The sequence below is a fragment of the Streptomyces sp. BE20 genome (assembly GCF_036322525.1).
Classification (GTDB): Bacteria; Actinomycetota; Actinomycetes; order Streptomycetales; family Streptomycetaceae; genus Kitasatospora.
Window position 1 is genome coordinate 106,876 of record NZ_JAQYWW010000683.1, and the last position, 15,457, is coordinate 122,332.

15 protein-coding genes and 2 pseudogenes are annotated in these 15,457 nt (G+C 73.7%); 11 read left to right on the forward strand and 6 right to left on the reverse strand.

Going from position 1 to position 15,457, the window contains the following annotated elements; all coding sequences use genetic code 11:
* Window positions 1-21: 21 nt before the first annotated feature.
* Complete coding sequence (locus PUR61_RS15350; RefSeq protein WP_329879401.1) at window positions 22-1,017, reverse strand: zinc-dependent alcohol dehydrogenase family protein; 996 nt, start codon at window positions 1,015-1,017, stop codon at window positions 22-24.
* A 111-nt stretch (window positions 1,018-1,128) separates the two neighbouring features.
* Here PUR61_RS15350 and PUR61_RS15355 point away from each other — a divergent pair, with 111 nt between their 5' ends.
* The 7 genes from PUR61_RS15355 (at window position 1,129) to PUR61_RS15385 (ending at window position 6,314) form a co-directional block, all read left to right on the forward strand.
* A complete protein-coding gene (locus PUR61_RS15355; RefSeq protein ID WP_329879402.1) occupies window positions 1,129-1,473 on the forward strand; it encodes an ArsR/SmtB family transcription factor in 345 nt (114 codons plus the stop codon).
* 44 nt (window positions 1,474-1,517) lie between these two features.
* Window positions 1,518-2,249, forward strand: a complete 732-nt coding sequence (locus PUR61_RS15360; protein ID WP_329879403.1) for a tyrosine-protein phosphatase — start codon at window positions 1,518-1,520, stop codon at window positions 2,247-2,249.
* A gap of 361 nt (window positions 2,250-2,610) precedes the next feature.
* Window positions 2,611-3,012, forward strand: a complete 402-nt coding sequence (locus PUR61_RS15365) for a hypothetical protein (protein ID WP_329879404.1) — start codon at window positions 2,611-2,613, stop codon at window positions 3,010-3,012.
* A 161-nt stretch (window positions 3,013-3,173) separates the two neighbouring features.
* On the forward strand, window positions 3,174-4,034 hold the full coding sequence (locus PUR61_RS15370) for an ATP-binding cassette domain-containing protein (protein ID WP_329879405.1): 861 nt from the start codon (window positions 3,174-3,176) through the stop codon (window positions 4,032-4,034).
* A 1-nt stretch (window position 4,035) separates the two neighbouring features.
* Complete coding sequence (locus PUR61_RS15375; protein WP_329879406.1) at window positions 4,036-5,355, forward strand: DUF7224 domain-containing protein; 1,320 nt, start codon at window positions 4,036-4,038, stop codon at window positions 5,353-5,355.
* A complete protein-coding gene (locus tag PUR61_RS15380; protein WP_329879407.1) occupies window positions 5,352-5,957 on the forward strand; it encodes a hypothetical protein in 606 nt (201 codons plus the stop codon). Before PUR61_RS15375 ends, PUR61_RS15380 begins: the two co-directional genes overlap by 4 nt.
* A 66-nt stretch (window positions 5,958-6,023) precedes the next feature.
* Complete coding sequence (locus tag PUR61_RS15385) at window positions 6,024-6,314, forward strand: hypothetical protein (RefSeq protein ID WP_329879408.1); 291 nt, start codon at window positions 6,024-6,026, stop codon at window positions 6,312-6,314.
* 313 nt (window positions 6,315-6,627) lie between these two features.
* On the opposite strand, the pseudogene PUR61_RS15390 reads toward PUR61_RS15385, so the two are convergent.
* Window positions 6,628-7,428, reverse strand: a pseudogene (locus tag PUR61_RS15390) (pentapeptide repeat-containing protein); the annotation flags it as partial.
* 219 nt (window positions 7,429-7,647) lie between these two features.
* Here PUR61_RS15390 and PUR61_RS15395 point away from each other — a divergent pair.
* The gene (locus tag PUR61_RS15395; protein ID WP_329879409.1) at window positions 7,648-9,303 is read left to right on the forward strand and encodes a DUF2079 domain-containing protein; all 1,656 of its coding nucleotides are present in this window, start codon (window positions 7,648-7,650) and stop codon (window positions 9,301-9,303) included.
* A 57-nt stretch (window positions 9,304-9,360) separates the two neighbouring features.
* Complete coding sequence (locus PUR61_RS15400; RefSeq protein WP_329879410.1) at window positions 9,361-9,867, forward strand: MarR family winged helix-turn-helix transcriptional regulator; 507 nt, start codon at window positions 9,361-9,363, stop codon at window positions 9,865-9,867.
* 260 nt (window positions 9,868-10,127) lie between these two features.
* Here PUR61_RS15400 and PUR61_RS15405 read toward each other — a convergent pair whose 3' ends face one another.
* Both PUR61_RS15405 and PUR61_RS15410 read right to left on the reverse strand, forming a co-directional pair.
* Entirely contained in the window at window positions 10,128-10,946 is an 819-nt protein-coding gene (locus PUR61_RS15405; RefSeq protein WP_329879411.1) for an SGNH/GDSL hydrolase family protein, read from the reverse strand.
* 519 nt (window positions 10,947-11,465) lie between these two features.
* Window positions 11,466-11,816 (reverse strand): annotated as a pseudogene (locus PUR61_RS15410) (winged helix-turn-helix transcriptional regulator); the annotation flags it as partial.
* 97 nt (window positions 11,817-11,913) lie between these two features.
* On the opposite strand from PUR61_RS15410, the gene PUR61_RS15415 reads away from it, so the two are divergent.
* Complete coding sequence (locus PUR61_RS15415) at window positions 11,914-13,128, forward strand: pyridoxal phosphate-dependent aminotransferase (protein ID WP_329879412.1); 1,215 nt, start codon at window positions 11,914-11,916, stop codon at window positions 13,126-13,128.
* Between the two features lie 267 nt (window positions 13,129-13,395).
* On the opposite strand, the gene PUR61_RS15420 is transcribed toward PUR61_RS15415, so the two are convergent.
* The gene (locus PUR61_RS15420) at window positions 13,396-13,728 is read right to left on the reverse strand and encodes a YnfA family protein (protein ID WP_329879413.1); all 333 of its coding nucleotides are present in this window, start codon (window positions 13,726-13,728) and stop codon (window positions 13,396-13,398) included.
* A gap of 110 nt (window positions 13,729-13,838) precedes the next feature.
* Here PUR61_RS15420 and PUR61_RS15425 point away from each other — a divergent pair, with 110 nt between their 5' ends.
* Window positions 13,839-14,498: a ThuA domain-containing protein gene (locus PUR61_RS15425; protein WP_329879414.1), complete on the forward strand. Its 660-nt coding sequence runs from the start codon at window positions 13,839-13,841 to the stop codon at window positions 14,496-14,498.
* 124 nt (window positions 14,499-14,622) lie between these two features.
* On the opposite strand, the gene PUR61_RS15430 is transcribed toward PUR61_RS15425, so the two are convergent.
* Window positions 14,623-15,457 (reverse strand): MSCRAMM family protein (locus tag PUR61_RS15430; RefSeq protein WP_329879415.1); only part of this gene is annotated, 835 nt, incomplete at its 5' end.

Genomic DNA, 15,457 nt, shown 5'->3' on the forward strand with positions numbered 1-15,457 from the left:
CCGGGCGTCCCGGAGCCGCCGTCAGTGGTCGACGGTCACCACGATCTTGCCGACCTGCGTACCCGCCTCCATGTAGCGGTGGGCGTCGGCGATCTCCTCCAGCGGGAAGGTCCGGTCGACCACCGGCCGGAAGGCCCCGGTGCGCAGACCGGAGGCGACGAAGGCCTCGGCACGACGCAGGGCCTCCGGGTCCCTGGTGGTCTCGTGGAGGATGTAGCTGCGCATCGCCCTGCCGCTCATCAGGGCCATCGGCGGGAACGGCGTGTCCAGGCCACTCAGCATGCCGTAGACGAAGAGGGTGCCGCCCCGGGCCAGGGCCTCGGCCAGCTCGACCACGCCCGGGCCCGCGACGGCGTCGAAGACGAACGTCGCACCCCGGCCCCCGGTCAGCTCCAGGACCCGCTCCGCGACGTCCTCCTCGTCCGTCACGATCACGTCCGCCGCGCCGGCCTTCAGGAGGGCGTCGCGCTTCGCGGCCGTTCTGGTGGTGGCGATGGGCGTCGCGCCCACCCGGTCGGCGATCTGCAGGGCGGCCAGGCCGACGCTGCTGGACGCGGCCGTGATCACCACCGTGTCGCCGGCCCGCATGCCGCCGGTCTCCACCAGCGCCCCGTACGCCGTCACGTACGGCATCCAGACCGCCGCGCCGCCGACCGCGTCCAGCCCCTCCGGCCGGTGCAGGACGGCGTCCGCCGGGACGACAGCCCGCTCCGCGTAGACGCTGTAGTCGTTCATCGAGAACGCGGGCACCACGCTCACCCGGTCCCCTGCGGCGAACCCCGCCACCCCCGGTCCGACCGCCTCGACCACGCCCGCCGCCTCGGTGCCCAACCGACCGGGGAACTCCCGGACGTCCTCGATGTACCGGCCGCTGCGGAACAGCACCTCGGCCCGGTTGACCCCGATCGCGTCGACGCGGATCAGCAGTTCACCGGCGCCCGGCGCGGCGATCGGCGCGTCCTCCAGCCGCAGCACCTCCGGCCCGCCCAGCTCGTGAAAGCGCACAGTCCTGACCATCGCTCAACTCCCGTTCCCCATAGGTGGCGACCCCTCCAGACAACTTCAAAGTACGGCAGCTGTCAAACTTCGACAGCTGTCGTACGATGACCGGCGGGAGGCCCACCACCGATGACACGAGCAGCGCAGCGCGGCACCACCAGGGACCGCGTCCCGCCCCACCCCGACCTCCGCACGGTCGCGCTCCAGCAGGTGCTGGAGGCGCTCGTCGACCCCGTCCGGCGCCACATCGTCCGCGAGCTGCACGCGGCCGGCGAGGACCTCGCCTGCGGGGTGATCGAACTGCCGGTCGGCAAGTCGACAGCCACCCACCACTTCCACGTCCTGCGCGAGGCCGGCCTCATCCGCCAGTACTACGTGGGGACCTCCCGCCTCAACGCACTGCGCCGGGAGGAGTTCGAGGACGCCTTCCCGGGGCTGCTCCAGGCCGTCGTCACGGCGCCGGAGCAGCGGTGAGTCCCGCCCGGGGCCGCGCACGCACCACCCCTTAGGGTGCGAACATGACACGCCACATCACCTTCGAAGGCCCGATCAACTTCCGCGACCTGGGCGGCTACCCGACCGCCGACGGCCGGTCGGTCCGCTGGGGCCGGCTCTACCGTTCCGCCTCCCTGGGCACCCTCGCCTCCCCCGCCGACCTCGAACGGTTCCGGGCACTGGACATCGGAACGGTGATCGACCTGCGCTACCCGTGGGAGATCGCCCGCAAGGGGAGGGTCCCGGAGCTGGACGGGGTCGCGTACCACAACCTCTCGATCGAGCACCGGCCCTACGACCAGGCCGAGATCGACCCGGACGTGGATCCCTGGCGGCACCTGGCGGATCGTTTCGCCGAGGTGGCGGAGGACGGGGCGGCGGAGATCCGGGAGGTGCTGGAGGTGATCGCCGCGGCCGACCGGCCGGTGGTGTTCCACTGCGCCTCCGGCAAGGACCGCACCGGACTGATAGGCGCACTGGTGCTCACCCTGCTCGGAGTCGACGAGGACGACGTCGCCGCGGACTTCGCACTCACCGAGCTGGTCACCGCCCGGCTGGTGGCCGACTGGCGGGCCTCCAACCCGGGGCGCGCGCTGCGCTGGCCGGCGTTCGGACGCGCTCCGGAGGAGGTGATCCGGCTGACGCTCGCGGACCTGACCGCCGCCCACGGGTCGGTGCACGCCTACGCCACCGGCAAGGTCGGGATCGACGGGGCCGTGATCGGCGGACTTCGCGCCCGGCTTCTCACGGTGTAGCCGCCCGAGGGCGGTAACTGGCCAGTACATCACTGGAACGACAATCACATAGAAAAGGAATCGCCCGGCTTTCTGTTCAAAAACGGACACCGGCGGTCGATATTGTCCGGACCGTTGCCGCGGTAGAGAATTTACGGTGAATATCGATCACGCCCTTGCCATCCCTCCTCCCCCAGACCTCGGCCCTCCGAATGGCCGGAAAAAATAGTGCTGGCCACCTGTTCGTGCACGCTAATGTCATTCCCGCGGCGGCTCGGCCGATCGGGTGACCGAGACCGTTCCGGTCGAACCTCCGCTCGTTTCTTTTTGCCTGCATGACTCCGCCCCGCACGGCGGTGTCACCGAAAAGATCGGACGGAACATGCACGCCGAGAACCGCACGCTCCTGCGCGGCGCCCTGGTGGCCGCCGCACTGATCGGGTTCGCCGGGGCCACGCCCGCCCTCGCCGAGGGCTCCTGGACGTCGCACATCGGCAAGTGGGGCCCGGGCTCGGAGTCCCGCCGCTGGGCGGACGCCGACCGGGACGACACCGTCACCACGGTCACCTTCCAGGGCTGCACCACCGACACCAACGACTTCAAGGACGCCGACCTCGCGCTCTTCAAGGACGTGTTCGGCCCGGACAAGTCCTACGGTTACCGGCTCAACCACTGCGACGGCTCCGCCTGGGGCGACCAGAGCTCCGGCGACTACTACTTCGTACTGGAGGGCGTGCGCGGTGGCGGAAAGCTCTGGGTGGACACCGTGAGCACCCGGTACTGACACACCCGGACCCGATCCGCCGCCGATCCGCCGCCGTGCCGAGGCGTGCCGACGGACGCCCCTTCCGTCGGCACGACCCGAACGCCCGGGAACGCCCGGGAACGCCCGGGAACGCCCGGAACGACGGCCCACTTCCCCGAGCGAAATGCGTCGACCCCGCCATGGCTCTCGAATTCCACCGCATCGAATTCCAGTACAACCGAAAGGCCACCCTCTTCGCCGGTCTCGACCTGAGGATCGAGAACCGGGCCACCGTCCTGCTCGGCCCCAACGGCGCCGGGAAGTCCACGCTGATGTCCCTCGCCGCCTCCCACCTGTCCCCGCACCGGGGATCCGTCACCTGGCACGGCGTCAACCCGGCCACCGGCGGCGGCGACCGGGCCGCCTACCGGCGCGCCGTGGCCTGGTTACCCCAACAGGTCACCCCGGTCCCGGGGCTCAGCGTGCGCGAGCAGGTCGCGTACTGCGGCTGGCTGAAGGGCATGTCGCGCACCGCCGCCTGGCAGGCCTCGGCCGGCGCGCTCGCCCGGGTCGGGCTGGACCGGCTCGCCGACCGGGCCGGGCACCAGCTCTCCGGGGGCCAGCTCCGCCGGCTGGGCATCGCCGGCTGCCTGGCCCACCACAGCGAGCTGATCCTCATGGACGAGCCCACCGCCGGACTCGACCCGACCCAGCGGGCGGTGTTCCGTTCGCTGGTCGAGGAGTTGACGGAGGACGTGAGCGTCGTCGTCTCCACCCACCAGACCGAGGACCTCGCCGAGACCTACCGGCACGTGGTGGTGCTGGACCGGGGCCGGATCCGGTTCCAGGGCGGCACCGGGGAGTTCCACGCGCTCGCGGACGGCGCCGTCGTCGGTGCCGCCGACACCGCCGGCCCCGGTGCCGGGAGTGCCGCGGGTGGCGGTCCCACAGGTCGCGGCCCCGCGGGTGGCGGTGCCGCGGGCCCCGATACCGGCGTGCGCGGCCCCGGCACCCCGAGCGCCGAGGCCGCGTACGCCCGCCTGATCGAACGGGAGACGTGACATGCTGCTGCGCACCGTCCTCCGGGTCTCGGCGGGCACCCGTGTGCTGCCGTTCCTGCTCGGCTTCGTCCTGGTCGCCCTCGGCGACGACCTGACCGCCTGGACCACCCCCGCCTACGGGCTCGCCGCCGCCGGCCACGCCAGCCTCGCGCTGCCGTTCGCCGGCGCCGCCTGCGCGGCCGCCGGGGCCTGGGAGGGCGGGCGACTGCACCGCGGCCGGGTCTTCGACCGCTCGCCGGTCCGGTCCCCGCTGACCATCACCGCGCCGCTGCTCCTGCCCGTCGCCGTGATGGGCGGGCTGGGCATGGTGACCGCGCTCGGCACCACCGCGGCGGCCGGCGGCACGGTGACCGGGGTGCCGCAGCCCGGTGTCCTCGCCGTCTGGGCCGGGCTCCTGCTCGCCGACACCCTGATCGGGTCGGTCGTCGGGCGGGTGCTGGCGCCGGTGGTCGCCGTCCCTCTCGCGCTGGTCAGCAGCTTCGTCCTGAACGCCTACCCGGCCTCGTTCGACACCTACTGGCTGCGGCACCTGGTCGGCGGCGGCCTCGCCGACTGCTGCGCGGTGGACCAGGTCCTGGACGGCCGGGCGGTGGCGAGTTCACTGGTGTTCTCGGCCGCGGTCTGCTCGGCCGCCGTCCTGCTGATCCGGCAGCGGGGCGCGCCGATCGCCCTGGCAGCCGCGCTGGCGGTGACGGCGACCGGCATCGGACTCGCCGCGCACCTCGCCCGCGACCTCGGCCCGGAGCCCGTCCGGACGCGGTCCGCCGCCGCCCTGGTCTGCGACCACGGCCGGCCTCGCGTCTGCCTCTGGCCCGAACTGGGCGCCGCCCGCTCGACCATGGTCCGCGCGGAGACCCGGCGACTCGCCGGCACCCTGGCCGGGCACGGTGTGCCCGTACCGGAGGCGTTCACCATGGCCGGCCGACCGGGGCCCGGCGAGGCCAAGCTGGGCGTCCCCACCGACGCCCGGGTGCAGGACGTCGCGCCCGCCGTGGTCGGCGGTCTGCTCCCCCGGGTCCCGGACTGCGCCCTGCACGGCGGCCCGTACCCGGCGGGTGCGGCGGCGGGCACGGCCGCCGCCTGGCTCGCCGCACGGGCGGGTCCGGACGGCAGCACCGTGCCGCCGTCCTCCGGCGGCCGGTTCGACGACGCGGACACCGCCCGCGCCGCGCAGCTGCTGCGGCTTCCCCGGGAGGCCCAACTCGACTGGTACCGAAGGGCCGTCGAGGCACTCGGCCGGTGCGGCGCCCCGCCGCCTGCCGTCGGACCGGGGACCACGACGGCCGGACCGGGGAGCGCCGGGGCGGGTGGCGCCCCGTGATCTGGTGGTGCAAGGCCCGTGCGGTGCCGGCCGTCACCGCCGCGCTCGCGGGCACGTTCGCCCTCGGCCTGCTGCTCGGGGACGGCGAACTGCCGGTGCCCGCGCTGCGCGGCCGGGCCGGACACTTCCTGGTTGCGCACGTGATCACCCTGATCCCGGCGGTCTTCCTGCTGTACGGGCTGGGCCGGGGTGACCTGCGGACGGAGACGGTCGCCGGGCGGTTCCTGCGCGGGTGGGACGTCGCGCTCACCCTCGGCGTCGCCGTCACCGGCACGGCGGTCGGCGCCCTCGCGTACGCGGCCGGACAGGGCGACCTCACCCTCGTCATCGCCCGCGACACCGCCGGCTACCTCGGTCTCGCGCTGCTGCTCCACCCCCTGGTGGGCCACCGCCCGGCCGCCGCCGCGCTCGCCGTCGTCCCGCTGCTCTGCTCGGCGACCGGCTGGAACCCGGACGGTCGCCCCGAACCCTGGGCCTGGCCCCTCCACCCGGCGGGTTCGGCGTACGCGCTCGCCGACGTCGCGCTCACTGTGCTCGCCGGTACGTCCTGTGCACTGCTCCGCCGGCATCCGGTGACCGAACAACGGGTACTGGCCGTCTGAAGGACCTGCCCGACTCCGCCCGGCCCCGCTCGACCCAGCCCCTCGCCACCCCCGGAGGTATCGATCGTGCGACGTCTCGTCACCGTCTGCGGCACCCTGGCCGCAGCAGGTGCCCTCACCCTCGCCCTGCCCACCTCGGCCCTCGCCGCCCAGGGCTCGCTCGCCGTCAACGGGGCCCGCTACAAACACCCGAGCGGCTGCTACGAGGGGATCCGCACGCCGCTGACGGTCACCAACCAGACCAACGAGCCCGTCTCCGTCTTCGACGCCCCGGGCTGCGGCGGCTCGGAGATCGCCGTCGTCCTACCCGGCCGACAGGGCACCTACCCGACCGGCCGGAGCGTGTACATCGACTGACCCGGCCGCGCCGACCCGGCGCGGCCGGGTGCGGTGGGGCCGGGTGTGCGGGGCGAACAGGACGGGCGGGGTGGAACGGGTCGGACGGAACGCCGGCACAGCCTCACCGCGGGCGCGGCCTGCCCTGCTGTCCGCCGCTCCGCCCTTGACCGCCGCCTCGGCCGTCCCGGCCCTGAGCACCCTGACCGCTCCGGCCTCCCTCCCCGCCCTGGCCGCTGCGGGCACCGCCGCGCTGCCCCCCACCGCGCGGCCGACCGCCCTGCGGCCCGCGGGCGCCGCCCCGCCCGGCCGGGGTGGCACCCGCGGCCTCCGGCCAGTGCCCCGGGCGCTTCAGCGTCTCCGGCAGGCGGGTCGTCGCATCACCCCGCGCCGCGTTGAGCTGGATCTGGGTGAGGAAGAGCACCTCGGTGAGGTCGGCACCGGACAGGTCGGCGTCCCGGAGGTCCGCCCCGATCAGGTCGGCGAGCCGCAGGTCCGCGCCGGACAGGTCGGCGGCGACCATCAGGGCGCCCCGCAGGTTGGCGCCGCGCAGGTCCGCGCCGCGCAGGCGGGCGCCGAACAGGTCCGCGCCCCGGTGCTCGCGGCGGCGCGGCACGGCGGCCCGGACCAGCTCGCTCGCCTTCAGCAGCAGCTCGGCCACGCGCTGCCGGTGCGCGGGCACGTCGACCGCCAGGATCTCCTCGGGCGTGCCGGCGGCGAGCCTGCCGGTCTCCTCCAGCGCCTCGCCCAGCTCGGCGTGGACCGGACGGGCGGGAGCGAAGGTGAGCGCCTCGGTGAGGTACCGCAGCAGCTCGTGCAGCTGCCGCACCACCGGGAACACCTCGAACATCCGCGCGCCGCTCTCCGGGTCCTCGCGCCAGCTGCGCCCACCGAAGGTGACTTGCGACACGTGCTGGCCGGCCCCGAAGCAGTCGTACACCGTGCAGCCGGGGAAGCCGGTGTCGCGCAGCCGCTCGTGGATGCCGCAGGTGAAGTCGGTCTGCAGGTTGCGGCACGGGCTTCCGGCGGACTTGTTGACGGCGAAATCGCTGCCCGCGGCGAACGGCAGCGCGACGCAGCACAGCCCGAAGCAGCTCCCGCAGTCGGAGACGAGGTTGAGGCTCGGGACGGTCACGGTGCTGGTGTTCCTCCGGTCGGGTGAGGTCGTGCGCTGTAGAGCGTACCGATCCGCCGGAACCGCGGTCGGTTAGTGTGGTCGGCCGGTGTCGGTTCGGCCGGGCGAGGCGGTCAGGGCTCAAGCAGGACGGAAGCGACCCGGATCCGCTCAGGATCCGGGGGCACCGCACACGGCACGAGCAGCACCGCGCACCACAGCACACTGGAGGAATCAGGCATGCCCCGGCACGACGTGACGCCGTACCCGGACGCCCTCGACCCCGGTGACACCGCCGACGCGGGTGACACCGCCGACGCCGGGGACCGCACGTCCGCCGACCGGTTCGCCGACCTCCGCTTCTCCCCGCGGGCCCGCACGATCGCGTTCACCGTGCTCTGCTTCGCCGTCTGCCTGGCCATCGGCGCCCAGCAGTGGACCACCGCCCAGCTGGGCGGCTTCGACCTCGGCATCTTCGACCAGGGCGTCCGCGGCTACGCGCACTTCGGCCTGCCGGTCTCGACGCTGAAGAGCTATCACCACGCGTTCCCGCCCGGCTTCTCCCTCCTCGGCGATCACTTCTCCCCGGTGATCGCCCTGATGGCGCCGCTCTACTGGCTCTGGGACGACCCGCGCTCCCTCCTCCTCGGCCAGGCGCTCTGCTTCGCGGCCGGAGTGCCGCTGATCCGCCGGATCGCCGACCGCTGCTTCGCCGACGCCGCCCCGCGCACCGCCCGTCGCGCCGCCGACCTCGCCGCGCTCGCGTACGGCCTGGGCTGGCCGCTGCTGGTGGCCTCGCGCGGCGGCTTCCACGAGGTGGCGTTCGCGGTGCCGCTCACCCTGCTGATGCTGGAGCGCGGGCTGGCCCGCCGTTACGGCACCGCCGCGTTCGCCGCACTGCTGCTCTGCTGCACCAAGGAGGACATGGGGCTGGCGGTCGGCGCGTACGGGCTGGTGCTGCTGCTGCGGGCCCGCCGCGACACGGAGCCGGCGCGACGCAGGCGGGCCGTCCGCTGGGGCACCGGGCTGCTGCTCGGCGGGCCGCTCGCCTCGGTGGTCGCCATCGCCTGGCTGGTCCCGGCCATGGGCGGGGTGCCCGGCTACTACTGGAACTACCAGGCGCTCGGCGAGGACGGCGGCTCGGCGGTGGCCAACGTGCTCTCCGATCCGACCCGGCTCCTCTCGGCCCTCGTCGACGCGCCGCTGAAGCCGCTGCTGCTGCTCTGGATCTTCGGCACGCTGTTCCTTCTGCCGCTGCGTTCCGCGACGATCCTCTGCGCCCTGCCGCTGCTGGCCGAACGGGTGCTCTCCAGCAACCCGAACCACTGGTCGATCGCCCGGCACTACGACGCGTTCCTCTGGCCGATCCTGCTGGTCGCCGCCCTGGAGGTGCTGGGCCGCCACCACGACCGGGCACTGACCCGGCGCCTCGGTGTGGCAGCCGCCGCCGTCACCGTCGCGGCGGCGCTGCCGCTCGGGGCGGCGAACCTGTTCGTGCCCGCCTACTGGCAGCCGAAGGCGAGCGAGGCCGCGCTGCTGCGCGGCGCGGCACGGATCCCGGACGGCGCGTCCGTCGAGGCCGACAACCAGGCAGCGCCCCGGCTGACGGCCCGGACGGACGTGGTCCTGGTGGACGAGAAGCCGCGCGGGCGCGAGTACGTGCTGATCCGCGCCGACAAGCGGTCCTTCCCGTTCCGGACCGACCGCGAGCAGGCGGCCAGGATCGACCTGCTGCTGGCGCACGGTTACCGGACGCTCTGGTCGGAGGACGGTGTCGTGCTGCTGCACCGCGAGAGCACCGAGCCGGTCCCGGGCGAGCACGTACCCGGTCCGGACTCCACCCCGTACCAGGACGAGGTGCCCTCGGACGTCGGTCACAACCTCTTCCGGGGCTGACGGGGCACCTGCCTGCGGGTGGCCGCCTCCGGGCACGGGGGAGGTAGCGTCGCGATCATGGAACAGACGACCGGAACCACCACCGACCGGGCACCCACCGACCAGGCACCCGCCGACCCGGCCGCGACCGACGACGTGCTGGCCACCCAGCCCGTCGGCTACTGGAGCGGCCTCGCCCACGCGACCGTCACCCGGCACCTGCGCGACGCCATGGCCAGGATCGACGCCACGCAGCCGCAGTACTGGGTGCTCAACCGCGTGAACGGCGGGCCTTCGGCGCCGAGCCGCGAGGAGGTGGTCGCCCAGCTGTCGCCGCTCGCCGACGGACCGGACGAGATCTCCCGGGTCGTCGACCAACTGCTCCACCGCGACTGGCTCCGCACCGACGCCGGAGGGCGCCTGCACCTCACCGACGCCGGGCAGACCGCCAGGGTCGGCCTGCGCGAGCTGGTCACCGAGCTGCGCACCGTCGTCCACCGGGGCATCAGCGACGAGGAGTACACCGCTGCGCTCAGAGTGCTGCGCCGGATGATCGCCAACGTCGAGGACGCCGGGCGGTCCTGAAGACTCGTCCTGCGGCGCTGTCGGCACCGGCCCCGCAGTCCGGTCCTACGGGAGTACGGCCGGGGCCGACGCCCGGCAGGGCGTCGGCGAAGGAGCCTCGCTGCACGGCGGCAGCGGTGGGTGACCGGTTCCCCGGGAGCCCGCCGCCGTCCGCCGAGGTCCTCCGAGGTCCTCCGAGGTCGGGAGGAGCACGCGCGTGCACCACCGGGCGGACAGGACCGGTCCCGGTCGATCAGACCGGCCGACCGACCGGCCGGCCGCTACGCCCCCTGAGCCTCGCGGGCCTCGAACGGCAGCAGTTCCGCGCGCTTGGGCGCGCGGCCGTCGCCGGAGGAGCGGCCGGTGAGCCTGCGGCCGACCCACGGACCCAGGTGGGTCCGGGCCCAGCGGGCGTCGGCGGCCAGCTTCTCCGTGCGGCGCGGGGGGTCGGCGGGCGCCAGCGGGGCACGCCAGTCGATTGCGGTGGGGCGGCCGAGCGCCTCCGACACAGCCTCGGCGACCCGGCGGTGACCTTCGGGCGAGAGGTGCAGCCGGTCCTCCGCCCAGAGCCGCCGGTCGTCGAAGCAGGGCGCGGAGAAGAGGTCGACCACGGCGATGCCCGGATCCTGGGCGAGCTCGTGGACGAAGGCCTTCATCCGCAGGATGGCCGGGAGCAGGCGGGCCGAGCCGGCCATCCGCCGCGTCGGGTCGGTGCTGGTGAACAGGACGACGGTGGCGCCGGTGGCGCGCAGCGCGGTGGCGGAGCGGCCGAGCAGGTCCTCGACGCGGACGACGTCGCAGCGGGGACGCAGCACGTCGTTGAGGCCGCCGGCCAGGGTGACCAGGTCGGCGCCCATGGCGGTGGCGGTGTCGATCTGCTCGTCGTGGATCTGGCCGATGAGTTTGCCGCGGACGGCGAGGTTGGCGTACCGGAAGTCCCCGGCCGGCCGCTCGGCGGCGAGGCGTTCGGCGAGGCGGTCCGCCCAGCCCCGGTAATGACCGTCGGGCGACAGTTCGTCGCACATGCCCTCGGTGAAGGAGTCCCCGACGGCGACGTAACTGCTGTAGGTGGTGGGCGCGTGGCGCACGGCGTTCTCCACAGTCTTCTCGATGGCCCGACGATCGTACGCGCAGCGCCCGCGCGTCCCGGGGCGGACCCCTCCCGCGACCGGACCGCGGCACGGCCGCCGCTGCCCGGTGAACGACCGCGACAAGCGGATGTCGATCCGCCGTTTATCGCCGCCCGGCAGAGTGGTGCAGGTCGGGAGGGACGGACGCCGCGAGCAGTGCGGGCCGTCTGCGCGGATCGACGGCCGGTCTCGGGGGAGCCGGGCGCCGCAGCAGCTCCCCACCGCCGGGCCGCGGGTGCGGCGCCTCCCACACGGGCGCCCCCGCGGTGCCGGGCCGCGTCCGCCCGGCCGGGCGGAACCGGAGCCACACAGGGAGGTCACCGCCCCGGCCGAGCGGGCGGGCGGACCAAGCGCGGCGCCCGGCGGACCCTAGCCCGCGAGCATCGCCCTGTCCGCCGGTGTTCCCGAAGCCTCCGGAGCTCCGTCCGCATCCCGGCCCGCGTCCCGTTCCCCGTCCGGAGCCGTCCCCGGATCCACCTCCCCGGTGATCCAGTGCGATCGCACCGCATCGGTCGGCCGCTGCTCGCCTAGCGCCGGGAGCCCCCAGGCTCCGAGCGCGTCGACGACCGGCCGGAGCGAGGCGCCGCGCGCGGTCAGTTCGTAGACGGTGGCGTTGGCCGGCCGCTCCAGCCGCCGCCGCTCCACCAGCCCCTCACCCTCCAACTGCTTGAGGCGCGCGGCGAGGATGTCGGTGGAGACTCCGGGCAGGTCGGCGTGCAGGTCGGTGTAGCGGCGCGGGCCGGCGAGGAGTTCACGGACGATCAGGAGGCTCCAGCGCTCCCCCACCGCGTCCAGGGCGCGGGCGACGGCGCAGTACTGGTCGTAGCTTCGGCGTGACATGTGGATCAGCATAGCCAAAAGGTTGGACTTTCCAAGTGCTTACTTGGTAGAACAAAGCAAGAAGGATCCACGCGGTGTGACGGTCGGGAGGCCGCAGATGGAGTTTCGGCAGTCCAGCAAGCTGAATGACGTGTGCTACGAGATCCGCGGCCCGGTGGTCGACCAGGCCAACGCACTGGAGGAGGCCGGGCACAGCGTGCTCCGGCTGAACACCGGCAACCCGGCCACGTTCGGCTTCGAGGCGCCCGAGGAGATCATCCAGGACATCATCCGCAACCTCCCCAACGCCCACGGCTACAGCGACTCCCGCGGCATCCTGCCCGCCCGGCGCGCCGTCGTGCAGTACTACCAGCAGCGCGGCGTCAGCGGTGTCACCGTCAACGACGTCTACCTCGGCAACGGCGTCTCCGAGCTGATCCAGATGTCCGTCACCGCACTCGTGGACGACGGCGACGAGGTGCTCGTCCCGATGCCGGACTACCCGCTCTGGACCGCCGTGATCCGGCTGGCCGGCGGCAAGGCGGTGCACTACGTCTGCGACGAGGAGGCGGAGTGGTACCCGGACCTCGACGACATCGCGTCGAAGATCACCGCCCGTACCAAGGCGATCGTCGTCATCAACCCCAACAACCCCACCGGCGCCGTCTATCCGAAGGAACTGCTGGAGGGCATCCTCGACCTCGCCCGCCGGCACCACCTGATGGTCCTCGCCGACGAGATCTACGACAAGATCCTCTACGACGGCACCGAGCACCACTGCCTGGCCGCGCTCGCCGACGACGTCCTCACCCTCACCTTCAACGGCCTCTCCAAGTCCTACCGGGTGGCCGGCTTCCGCAGCGGCTGGCTGGTCGTGTCCGGACCCAAGCAGCACGCGTCCGACTATCTGGAGGGCCTCACCATGCTCTCCGGCATGCGGCTCTGCCCCAACGTCCCGGCCCAGTACGCCGTCCAGGCCGCGCTCGGCGGCCACCAGTCCATCAACGACCTGGTCCTGCCCACCGGCCGCCTCGCCGAGCAGCGCGACGTCGCCCACAAGGCGCTCAACGAGATCCCCGGCGTCAGCTGCGTCCGCCCCAAGGGCGCGCTGTATGCGTTCGCCAAACTGGACCCCGCCGTCCACCGGATCGTCGACGACGAGCGGTTCGTCCTGGACCTGCTGCTCCGCGAGAAGATCCACGTCGTCCAGGGCACCGGCTTCAACTGGCCCCGCCCGGACCACTTCCGCTTCGTCACCCTCCCCCGGGCCGACGACCTGGAGACCGCGATCAACCGGATCGGCCGTTTCCTGGCCACCTACCGCCAGACGTAACCGGGCCGCAGCCGGGCGGCCCCTCCGCATCGGCACGCCCCGGCCCCGCCCCACCCCGTTCAAGGCCCGACCCCGTTCAAGGCCCGACCCCGCGGACACCCCGGTCCGCGGGGTCGCTCGCGTGCACCCGCCGCCCCGGCGCCCGGAACCCGAGAAGGGGCGCGCAGCAGATCGCGAGGTGTGCCGACCGTTCGGGACTCCCCGAGACGTGGGCAGGGGGCTTCGGCACTGCACGACCCGTCCGGCAGGTGAGAGCCGGGGCCGGATTCAGCGCCGGGGGCCGTACATGATCACGGCGACGCCCGCGAGGCAGACCAGCGCCCCGACCACGTCGTACCGGGTCGGCCGGAAGCCGTCCACCGCCATGCCCCAGAGCAGCGAGCCGGCCACGAACACCCCGCCGTACGCGGCCAGCACCCGACCGAAGTTGCCGTCCGGCTGCAGGGTCGCCACAAAGCCGTAGGCACCGAGCGCGACGACGCCCGCCCCGATCCACGCCCAGCCGCGGTGCTCACGCACCCCCTGCCAGACCATCCACGCGCCCCCGATCTCCAGGAGGGCGGCGAGGACGAACAGGAGGGCGGAGCGCAGGACGGTCATGACCCGAGAGCCTACGACGCGCCCCCGGGCCCCCGGCGCGGTCGCCCTCCCGGCCCTCGCCGACGGAACGCCCGGCCGCGCCCGCCCGGGCACCTGGCAGGATCGCCCCCATGGCCCGGATCCTGATCTACCGTCGCAACCTCCGCTTCCCGCACGCCTCGGCACTGGACGGCACCCGCGCGCTGCACGAGCTGGGCGAACGGCACGGCTTCACCGCCGACGCCACCGAGGACCCGGCCGTCTTCCGGCCGGACACCCTGCGCCGGTACGCGGCCGTGGTCTTCCTCTCCACGGGCGGCGAGGTGCTCGACGAGGCCGGGCAGGACGCGCTGCGCGCCCACCTGACCGCCGGCCACGGCTGGCTGGGCGTGCACGCGGCCTCCACCACCGCGTACGAGTGGCCCTGGTTCGAGGGCCTGGTCGGCGCCCGCTTCGACCGGCACCCGCCGATCCAGCCCGCCGTCCTCCGGGTCGCCGACGCCGACCACCCGTCCACCGCGCATCTCCCGGCCCGCTGGGACTGGACCGACGAGTGGTACGACTTCCGCTCGGACCCGCGCGAAGGCGGCGCCCGGGTCCTGCTCACCGTCGACGAGGCCGACTACCGGGGCGCCTCGATGGGGTCGGCCGACCGGCACCCGATCGCCTGGTGCGGCGAGCACGACGGCGTCCCCACCTACTACACCTCCCTCGGCCACGCACCCGAGGCGTACACGGACCCGGCCTTCCGCGCCCACCTGCTCGGGGGCCTGCGGCACGTCCTCGTCTGAGGGCGGGCCGGACATGGCGGACCCGCCCGGAGCACGGGGGCTCCGGGCGGGTCCAGCATTCCGACAGTCCGACGCTCCTGCGCCGTCGGGTTCCCGGGTCCCGGGTTCCCGGCCTCCTCGGTTCCTAGCAGTCGTCGTCGTGCTTCTTGTTGGTCAGCACGACGGTGACGCAGTCGTCCTCGTCGACCGTGTAGGGGCAGGTCACCGGGTCGCGCGGAAGGTCGTAGCCCGGAGGCGCGACGGTCTCCCGCAGGTAGTACTGGCCCGCCGACAGGTGCCTGAAGTCGCACCCGCCGTCGGCGCTGGTGGTGCAGGACGCACCCGAGCGGGTGTCGGGGTTGGGCCCACCGGTCTGCAGACCGGGGATGCCGTTGGTCTCCTTCCACAGCTCGAACACGGCGCCGGCCAGCGGCCTGCCCGACTTGTCGTCCTTCTTGGTGAGGTGGATCGAGCCGTCGGCCGGCGGCTTCGGCGACGGGCAGTCGCGCGCCGTGATCTGGACGCCCTCGGACGCGTTCTGCGCCGTCAGGACCAGCGGACCGAAGACCGGCAGGGACGGCAGCTGGTACCCGGGCGGGGCAGCCGTCTCACGCCAGTAGTACCCGCCGACCTCCACCGTCCGACGGCAGAGGCCGTCGGCGCCGGTGGTGCACGGGGCGCCGACCTGGGTGTCGGGGTTCACGCCAGTCGTCTGCAGACCGGGGATGCCGTTGGTCTCCTTCCACAGCTCGAACACCGCACCGGCCAGGACCGCGCCCGTGTTCGCGTCCTTCTTCAGGACCCGGACCTCACCCGTCACCGGGGGCTGCGGCAGATCGGCGGCCGTCACCTGCACACCGGCCGAAGCATTCGCCGGAGTCAGAACCAACGGACCGAACACCGGCGAAGCAGGCAACTGATACCCGGGCGGGGCAGCCGTCTCACGCCAGTAATACGTGCCGACCTCCACCGTCCGAACA